The sequence below is a fragment of the Nocardia salmonicida NBRC 13393 genome (assembly GCF_001613085.1).
GTDB classification, from domain to species: Bacteria; Actinomycetota; Actinomycetes; order Mycobacteriales; family Mycobacteriaceae; genus Nocardia; species Nocardia salmonicida.
Window position 1 is genome coordinate 1 of sequence record NZ_BDBR01000044.1, and the last position, 6984, is coordinate 6984.

Sequence of the window (6984 nt, forward strand, 5' to 3'; positions counted from 1 at the left end):
CAACAAGGAAAAGGGCTTCGTCCGCCTGCAGGGCCTGGTCGGTACCGCTCTCTCGGGCGAGATCGTCAGTGTGTTCTGTGAGCGGATCCAGATGCGGCCCGATGGTTGCCGCACCACCGGGAACGTCCAGGACTTCGGCCCCGACTACGGGCTCACCGCCGCACTGCTCGGACTGACGAAATGAACCGACGAATGACGATGAAGGCACGCCGCGCGCTGCTCTCCGCAGCCGCATTGGCCACGGTCGCGATCACGACCGGCTGTGGCTTCACCGTGGAGGATCTGCCGTTGCCCAAGCCGGGCACCGGCGGCGAGACCTACACCCTGCACGCGAAGTTCGAGAACGCCCTGAACCTGCCCGATCAGGCCAAGGTGAAGGTCGGTGGTTCCGATGTCGGCGTCGTGTCGGCGATCACGACCAAGAACTTCGAGGCCATGGTCGACATGGAGATCAACGTCGATTACAAGCTGCCGAAGGGCAGCACCGCGGAGTTGCGCCAGGCCACTCCCCTCGGCGACGTCTTCATCGCGCTGAGCAGCCCGAAGAACGCCGCGGGCGGGCCCGACATGGCCGCGGGTGACACGTTCACTCTGGAAGCCACCTCGGCCGGCGCCACGGTGGAAGAGCTGCTGGTCTCGGTGTCGATGCTGTTCAACGGCGGCGGCGTCGCCAGTCTGAGCAGGCTCGGTACCGAACTCGGCTCGATCCTCAACGGGCACGGCGGTGAACTCGGCCACCTGATCTACGAGATGACCGGTGTCATCGGCGAGTTGAACAACAACAGCGCCAAGGTCGACTCGGTACTGACGGAGTTCAACACCCTCGCCAACACCATCGAGGCCAACAAGGGCCAGCTCGGCCAGGTGGCCGACACGCTGCCCCAGGCCATCGGCGCGATCGCCGAGAACAACAAGGCGATCGGTGACCTGCTCACCAAGCTGGCAACGGCCACCGCCGCCCTCGGCGACTACTCCAACACCACCGGTGATCAGCTCTCCGACCTGCTCACCAATCTCGACAATCTGATGAACGCGCTGGCCGCGACCGGCAACGACTTCGGATATGTGATGGATCAGTTGCACGCGATCCGCCCCGGCGCCAACCAGACGTTCCAAGGTAAGGGTCTGGCGCCGTACGCGACGCTGACCAACCTCGATGTGGGCGCGCTGACCGACCCGGCGAACAGCAAGCTCTGGGACATGAAAGATGTGAACGATTTCGTCGGCAGCTTCATCCAGGTGCTGCAGATCGTTCAGGGCCGAGTGGGAGGCCACCGATGAGCAGGCTGAAGAAGTTCGCCGGCAGCAAGATTCTGCTGGCCAACAGCGCGCTCGTAGTCGTGCTGTTGCTCGGCGGGACGTACCTGCTGGTCAACGTGATGCGGGTCAATCCGCTGCGATCCGAGTACGACGTCACCGTGAACCTGGACCGCTCCGGTGGTCTGCAGCCGGGCAACGACGTGACCATGCGTGGTTTCCGGATCGGCAAGGTCACCTCGATCGAACTGATCAACGACGGCGAGGCGATCGCCGCCAAGACGCAGATCGACAAGGATTTCAAGATCCCGGTCGACACCATGATCCAGGTGGCGGCGCTGTCGGCGGCGGGTGAGCAGTACATCGACTTCCGTCCGAAGAGCGATGTCGGCCCGTTCCTCAGCGACGGCGCGGTGATCAAGTACAGCCCGGAGCAGATCCAGACGCCGGTTCCGGTGTGGGCCGTGCTCGACGACACGAGCGCGCTGATCGCCCAGGTGGATCCGAAGCAGTTCGACGTGATCCTCGACGAGCTCGATATCGCGCTCGGTGCCGGTCCCGATCAGCTGCGCGGCTTGATCAACGGCGTCAGCTTGGTGGTCGCGGGTCTGGACAACCTGCTTCCGCAGACGGTGAACCTCATCGCCAACCTGCGGGTGATCGCCGAGACCACCTCGAACGCTCAGCCGGATCTGCAGACGCTCACCCGTAATTCGGGCGCGCTGCTCACCCAGTTCAACAACGCCAACGCCGAGCTGCAGGGCGTGCTCGACAACGCGCCCGCGCAGTTCGAAACCCTCGGTGCGGTATTGGACTCGACGGCTGATCCGATCAGCTCGCTGGCGGCCAACTTCGTGGCCATCACCAAGGCGGCGCAGTTGCGTCAGCCCGCCCTGCGACTGCTGTTCCCGTCGCTGGCGCTGGGCCTCGGGTCGATCGGCGCCCCGGCGCACGAAGGCGAATTCCACACCATCATCGATATCTGGCCACGTCCGACGTGTAACTACGACACCGAGTACCGGCGCAACGAAGAGGTCCAGGACGGCAGCATTCCGAAGTGGAATTACTGCACCAACCCGACCTCTGACCTGCAGATTCGTGGTTCGGCCAACGCCCCGCGCCCGAACGTGCCCAATAACGGCGCGCAGATGCCGCCCGGTGTCGACCCGAAGGAGCGGACACCTATTCCCGCCAAGTGAGATGGTGCCCGGCCAGGCTGTTCACAGCTTGACCGGGCATACTCGCGGGGAAGACGTGTGGCCCGGCTCACGGACCACAATCGGAAATCGGTGCGATCATGTGCGCCGGGAAAGAGCAGGATTGATTCGATGACCAGCGACGATGCCCAGAGCAAGTCCGATGCTGCCGCGGCAGACAAGCCCGATCTGGCGAAGACCGACGACACCGTGAAGGGTGCGGCGGCCACTCCCGAGGTCGATCAGCCGACTGTCAAGGCGCAAACCGTGACCGAGGCGCCGGCTCCGGCCGCTGCCCCGACCGCGACATCGAGCTCGACGGGCTGGATCGCCGCAGGTGTGGCCGGTGTGGTCGCAGTCGGCGCGATCACCGCGGGTGTGGTGTTCTTCCTGCAGAACAACAACAAGGCCGAAAAGCTCGACGCTATCGCCGAGTCCACCAAGGCGGCCTGCGATTACGGCGCCATCCTGGCCAACTACGACTACTCCAAGGATCTCGACGGCTATATCGCGTCGATGAAGGCGGGCGCCACCGGCGACTACCTCAAGGAGTTCAGCGATGCCAGCGAGGCGCTCAAGGGCGCCATGGTGCAGGCCCAGGTCAAGTCGACCGGCGAAGACGTGCAGTGCGCCTACATGTCGGGCAGCACCGACGACGTCAAGGCCATGGTCACCATGACCCAGTACCGCACCAACTTCACCCAGACCCAGCCCGATCGGATGATGTTCGCGATCGAGATGAGCCTGGAGCACTCCGGCGACAAGTGGCTGGTCAGCAAGCTGGACTCGCCGCTGCTCAAGAACGGTGGCGGCGCCGCGGCCGGTGGCGGCGGCACGGCTCCCGGTCAGGCGGTTCCGGCACCGGTTCCCGCTCCGGCGCCTGCCCCGACACCTGGGAACTGAGCACGTCAGGAAACTGAGTCAACCGAAACGCCGCGGGCAGATTCATCGCCCGCGGCGTTTCGTTGTCCGGTCCCACTCCGGTCGCACCGCACCTAGAACAGGGTGAGAGTCCCTGCCACCGGCGCGTCAGCTGCGACCGACTTCCCTGTGGAGACCGTAGTATTTGCGGCTGGTGCCGCGGGTTCTCGGCCCCGAAGCCTCGATTCTTCCCTCCCGCCGGGCACTCCTTCGTCGCACCCTCTGGTCAGTCCAGAATCAAGGCGGCCGAGAACCGGGTCCGGGGCGGCTGGCGCCGCAGGTATCAGTACACCGTCGCGGACTGCCCGCGCGGCCTCGCCTGCCAGTTTGTCGGCTTGTTCGTTGAAGTAGTTGCCCACGTGCCCGCGCACCCAGCGGAAACGCACCGGCCCTTCGCGGCCGGTGATGGCCCGGTCGATCTGCTTGATGATCTCTACGTTCTTCACCGCGCCGCCGGTGGAGGTGCGCCAGCCGTTGCGTCGCCAGCTGGTGATCCATTCCGAGGCGCACTTGATGGCGTACTGGGAGTCGCTCTCGATGAGCATCGGTTCGGCGCCGGGGTGGGCGAGGATGGCTTCCAGCACGCCGCGGAGCTCGGCGATCTGGTTGGTGCCGCTGGCGGCACCGCCGCTGTCGGCGGGCCCGGAATGATTCACCCATGCCCAGCCGATGGCACCACCGGGATTGCGCAGGCAGGACCCGTCGGTGCTCACGATGATCATGACCGCCACCCTAGGCGATGCGGCCGACAAGATCGGTACCGTGGAATGCCTCTATCTCCCTTCGCAACCGCGATTCCGTTCGGCGCAGTGCCGATTTCGCGGCCGCGTCGACGAGGCCGTGGCACAGGCGGCCGAACATGCCGCGTGGTGGTGGATAGTCGGCTTCGGAGGTCAGTACCGACCGTTCGTAGCCGAGTGGATCGAAGCGTAGGGTAACGGTTCCGTATACCCGCCCACGCAGGGTATACCCGATAACGGCATTGCGCCGATATTCGGTGATCTCCACCGATGATCGCAGCGGAATCACTCCGAACAACCGGACTTTCACCGCGAAAGCGGCACCGAGCCCCTGATCCGGTTCGCCGAGTGGCGTCACCTCGGTGACGCCGAACATCCACTGCTGCCCGTGGCGGAAATCCTCGGTATAGGCGAAGGCGGCGTCTACCGTCGCGCCGACGTCACTCGCAAACCTGATGTGGCCCATCGGCCCTCCCTGATCCGGATGGGTTTCCTCGCCCACGCGTACAGGAGCCAAAAGTACTACAAATCTCCGGTTTATTCAGCGGAATAGAGTTGTTCGACCAGGTATTCCGCGATCGGCATCGCCGACGTGGCGGCCGGGGAGGGCGCGTTGAGTACGTGGATCGAGCGGGGCGTGCGTTCGATGAGGAAGTCGTGCACCAGGGTGCCGTCGCGGAGCACCGCCTGGGCCCGGATGCCCGCGCGGTGAGCGAGCAGGTCGTCGGTGGTGAGTTCGGGGCAGTATTTGCGGCATTCGGCGAGGTAGCCGCGCTTGAACACCGAATTGCGGAGCTCGCGCACCCCCGTGGCGAGATGGTCGCGGGCCACCCGGCGCACGCCGGCGAAGCTCAGCACGTCGATGGCGTCGCGCCGGTTCACGCTGCCCTTGCGGTAGCCCTCCCGCGACAGGCCGAGTACCGCGTTCGGGCCGACGGTGAGTTCGCCGTCGATGGTGGGACTCAGGTGTACGCCGAGGAACGGCAGCGCGGGGTCGGGCACCGGGTAGATCAGCGTGCGCACCAGGTCCGATCGCTCAGCGGGGAGTCGGTAGTACTCGCCGCGGAACGGCACGATCCGAAAATCGGTGTCTATCCCGGCCTTTCGCGCCATCCGGTCGGCTTGCAAGCCCGCGCAGACGATCAGCGTGCCTGCGGTGACCGAGCCCCTCGGACCCGAAACCGTGACAGCTGAGGCGCTCTCGGTGATCGCGTCGACAGCGGTGCCGAGCAGGATCTTCCCGCCCATCGCCTCGACCTCGACGGCGAGCGCGGCGGTGATCTTCGTGTAGTCGATGATGCCGGTGGCAGGCACGAACAGCGCGCCTACGCCGCTGATCCGTGGTTCGCGCCGCCTCAGCTCGGCCGCATCGATCGCCTCGACCTCCACACCGTTGGCGATCGAGCGCTCGTAGAGCGCGAGCATCCGCTCATGTTCGGCGGAATCGGTGGCTACCAGCAACTTTCCGCATTCACGGAACGGAATGTCGTGGGCCGCGGCGAATTCCTTCGTCCACCGCGCACCGGCCCGGCACAGCCGCGCCTTCAAACTGTCCGGGGGGTAATAGATCCCGGAGTGGATGACGCCGCTGTTGTGCCCGGTCTGATGCGCGCCGAGCGCGGCTTCCTTCTCGATGAGGACCAGGCTCGCATCGGGATACTCGGTCAGCAGCCGATGCGCGGTGGCCACGCCGACGATGCCGCCGCCGACCACGCAGAAGTCGTACGCACCGCTCGAGGTGCCGTGAGGAGGAGTCACACGCCGACGGTAGTCGGGGTGTCCTCGATCGAGGACCGCGGTGCTTCGGTGCCGCCTTCGTCGTCGGCGGATTCCGTGGCAGTGCCGGGGGTCTCGGCGCTGGGGGTCTCGGCCGGTTCGGTGCCCGTTCCCTCGACCCGCAGCGTGTGGCTGCCGAGGCCGGGATCCGACAATACGAACACCAATTGCCCACGGCGCGCGTCGAATTCGGTGTGCAGTGCGGTCACAGCGGCCGGATCCGGAGTCAGGCCGAGGTATTTCGCCGCCACCGTCACGAGGTTCGTGTCCACGGTGAAGGACACGCTGTCGCTGCGCGGTGGCGCCACCTGCGCGCCGACATAGGTGCCGCCGATCCCCACCCGTCCGGTCAGCGGCGAATTGGCCGGTCGCGCACCGACTCCGGACTGCTGGGCAGTGATCGGCGTGCGCGTGGCTGCGGGTTCCGAGCGCTCGGTGGTCAGCGTCGGCGCTCCGAAAGACATGGCCAGCTCGACGCCGGCGCGTGGTGCGGAGTCCTCGAGCGAGAAGGGTCGATGAGGGCCGGGGTTAGGCGTCGCGGTCGGTTCCGCCTGATCGTTCGCGGGTGGCGGGCCGAGCTCCGGCATGTGATTGACGATGTAGGCGCCCGCGGCGAAGGTGAGGCAGAGGCTGGCTGCGCCGGAGATCACGATCGCGGACAGGCGCACGATCTGAGCAGGCCGATGTGCGGTCACGATGCGGTTCCCTCCTGTGGCTGTGGGTATACCCGAGTTGAACGGGCCCGCATCGTTGAAAGCCACGTGCTGATTCCACGTTACGTGTTGAGCCGCACAGTAACCGCTCCACCGCAGTGAGATCAGAGCCACATCCGAAACGATGCCGTATCACTCCTAGTCGGGGCGGGTTTTCGCATGGGCAAGTGTTTCTCACACCGCGTAACGGGTATCTGATGGAAGCAGGCGAGCGTCATTCACGACTGCCACGGTGGTCACCCCCGGCCAATGAAGTCCGGGGCAGTCGGCACGAATGGCGCTCAGGGAAGGCGCTCGCCTGTGTTTATCTGCGCGCTGGCGCGCGCGTGTCCGCGGCACCTGGCCGCGGACCGGCCACTTCGTGGCCGCCGCTCCCTAGGG

General features: G+C 65.8%; 7 protein-coding genes and 1 pseudogene. 4 read left to right on the top strand and 4 right to left on the bottom strand.

All coding sequences use genetic code 11. The features are described from left to right. The 4 genes and pseudogenes from NS1_RS41025 to NS1_RS31615 all read left to right on the top strand — a co-directional run. Positions 1-184, top strand: a pseudogene (locus NS1_RS41025) (mammalian cell entry protein); the annotation flags it as partial. A gap of 8 nt (positions 185-192) precedes the next feature. Continuing rightward, positions 193-1281 (top strand): MCE family protein, encoded by a 1089-nt coding sequence (locus NS1_RS31605; RefSeq protein WP_062990447.1) that lies wholly within the window; start codon positions 193-195, stop codon positions 1279-1281. Next, the gene (locus tag NS1_RS31610) at positions 1278-2456 is read left to right on the top strand and encodes an MlaD family protein (protein ID WP_062990449.1); all 1179 of its coding nucleotides are present in this window, start codon (positions 1278-1280) and stop codon (positions 2454-2456) included. The genes NS1_RS31605 and NS1_RS31610 overlap by 4 nt, the downstream gene beginning before the upstream one ends. Positions 2457-2585: 129 nt before the next feature. After that, the gene (locus NS1_RS31615) at positions 2586-3356 is read left to right on the top strand and encodes a hypothetical protein (RefSeq protein WP_062990451.1); all 771 of its coding nucleotides are present in this window, start codon (positions 2586-2588) and stop codon (positions 3354-3356) included. 92 nt (positions 3357-3448) lie between these two features. Here the strand turns inward: NS1_RS31615 and NS1_RS31620 are convergent, their stop codons facing one another. The 4 genes from NS1_RS31620 to NS1_RS31635 form a co-directional block, all read right to left on the bottom strand. Then, a complete protein-coding gene (locus NS1_RS31620) occupies positions 3449-4096 on the bottom strand; it encodes a ribonuclease H family protein (RefSeq protein ID WP_084504686.1) in 648 nt (215 codons plus the stop codon). Positions 4097-4106: 10 nt separating this feature from the next. Next, positions 4107-4580, bottom strand: a complete 474-nt coding sequence (locus tag NS1_RS31625) for an SRPBCC family protein (RefSeq protein ID WP_056824125.1) — start codon at positions 4578-4580, stop codon at positions 4107-4109. 71 nt (positions 4581-4651) lie between these two features. Then, entirely contained in the window at positions 4652-5872 is a 1221-nt protein-coding gene (gene lhgD / locus NS1_RS31630) for an L-2-hydroxyglutarate dehydrogenase (RefSeq protein ID WP_062990453.1), read from the bottom strand. Next, complete coding sequence (locus NS1_RS31635; RefSeq protein ID WP_157125499.1) at positions 5869-6585, bottom strand: hypothetical protein; 717 nt, start codon at positions 6583-6585, stop codon at positions 5869-5871. The genes lhgD and NS1_RS31635 overlap by 4 nt, the downstream gene beginning before the upstream one ends. Positions 6586-6984 lie beyond the last annotated feature (399 nt).

Coding starts and splice junctions, on each gene's coding strand:
- NS1_RS31605 (WP_062990447.1), top strand. CDS start 193: ATGACGATGAAGGCACGCCGCGCGCTGCTCTCCGCAGCCGCATTGGCC.
- NS1_RS31610 (WP_062990449.1), top strand. CDS start 1,278: ATGAGCAGGCTGAAGAAGTTCGCCGGCAGCAAGATTCTGCTGGCCAAC.
- NS1_RS31615 (WP_062990451.1), top strand. CDS start 2,586: ATGACCAGCGACGATGCCCAGAGCAAGTCCGATGCTGCCGCGGCAGAC.
- NS1_RS31620 (WP_084504686.1), bottom strand. CDS start 4,096: ATGATCATCGTGAGCACCGACGGGTCCTGCCTGCGCAATCCCGGTGGT.
- NS1_RS31625 (WP_056824125.1), bottom strand. CDS start 4,580: ATGGGCCACATCAGGTTTGCGAGTGACGTCGGCGCGACGGTAGACGCC.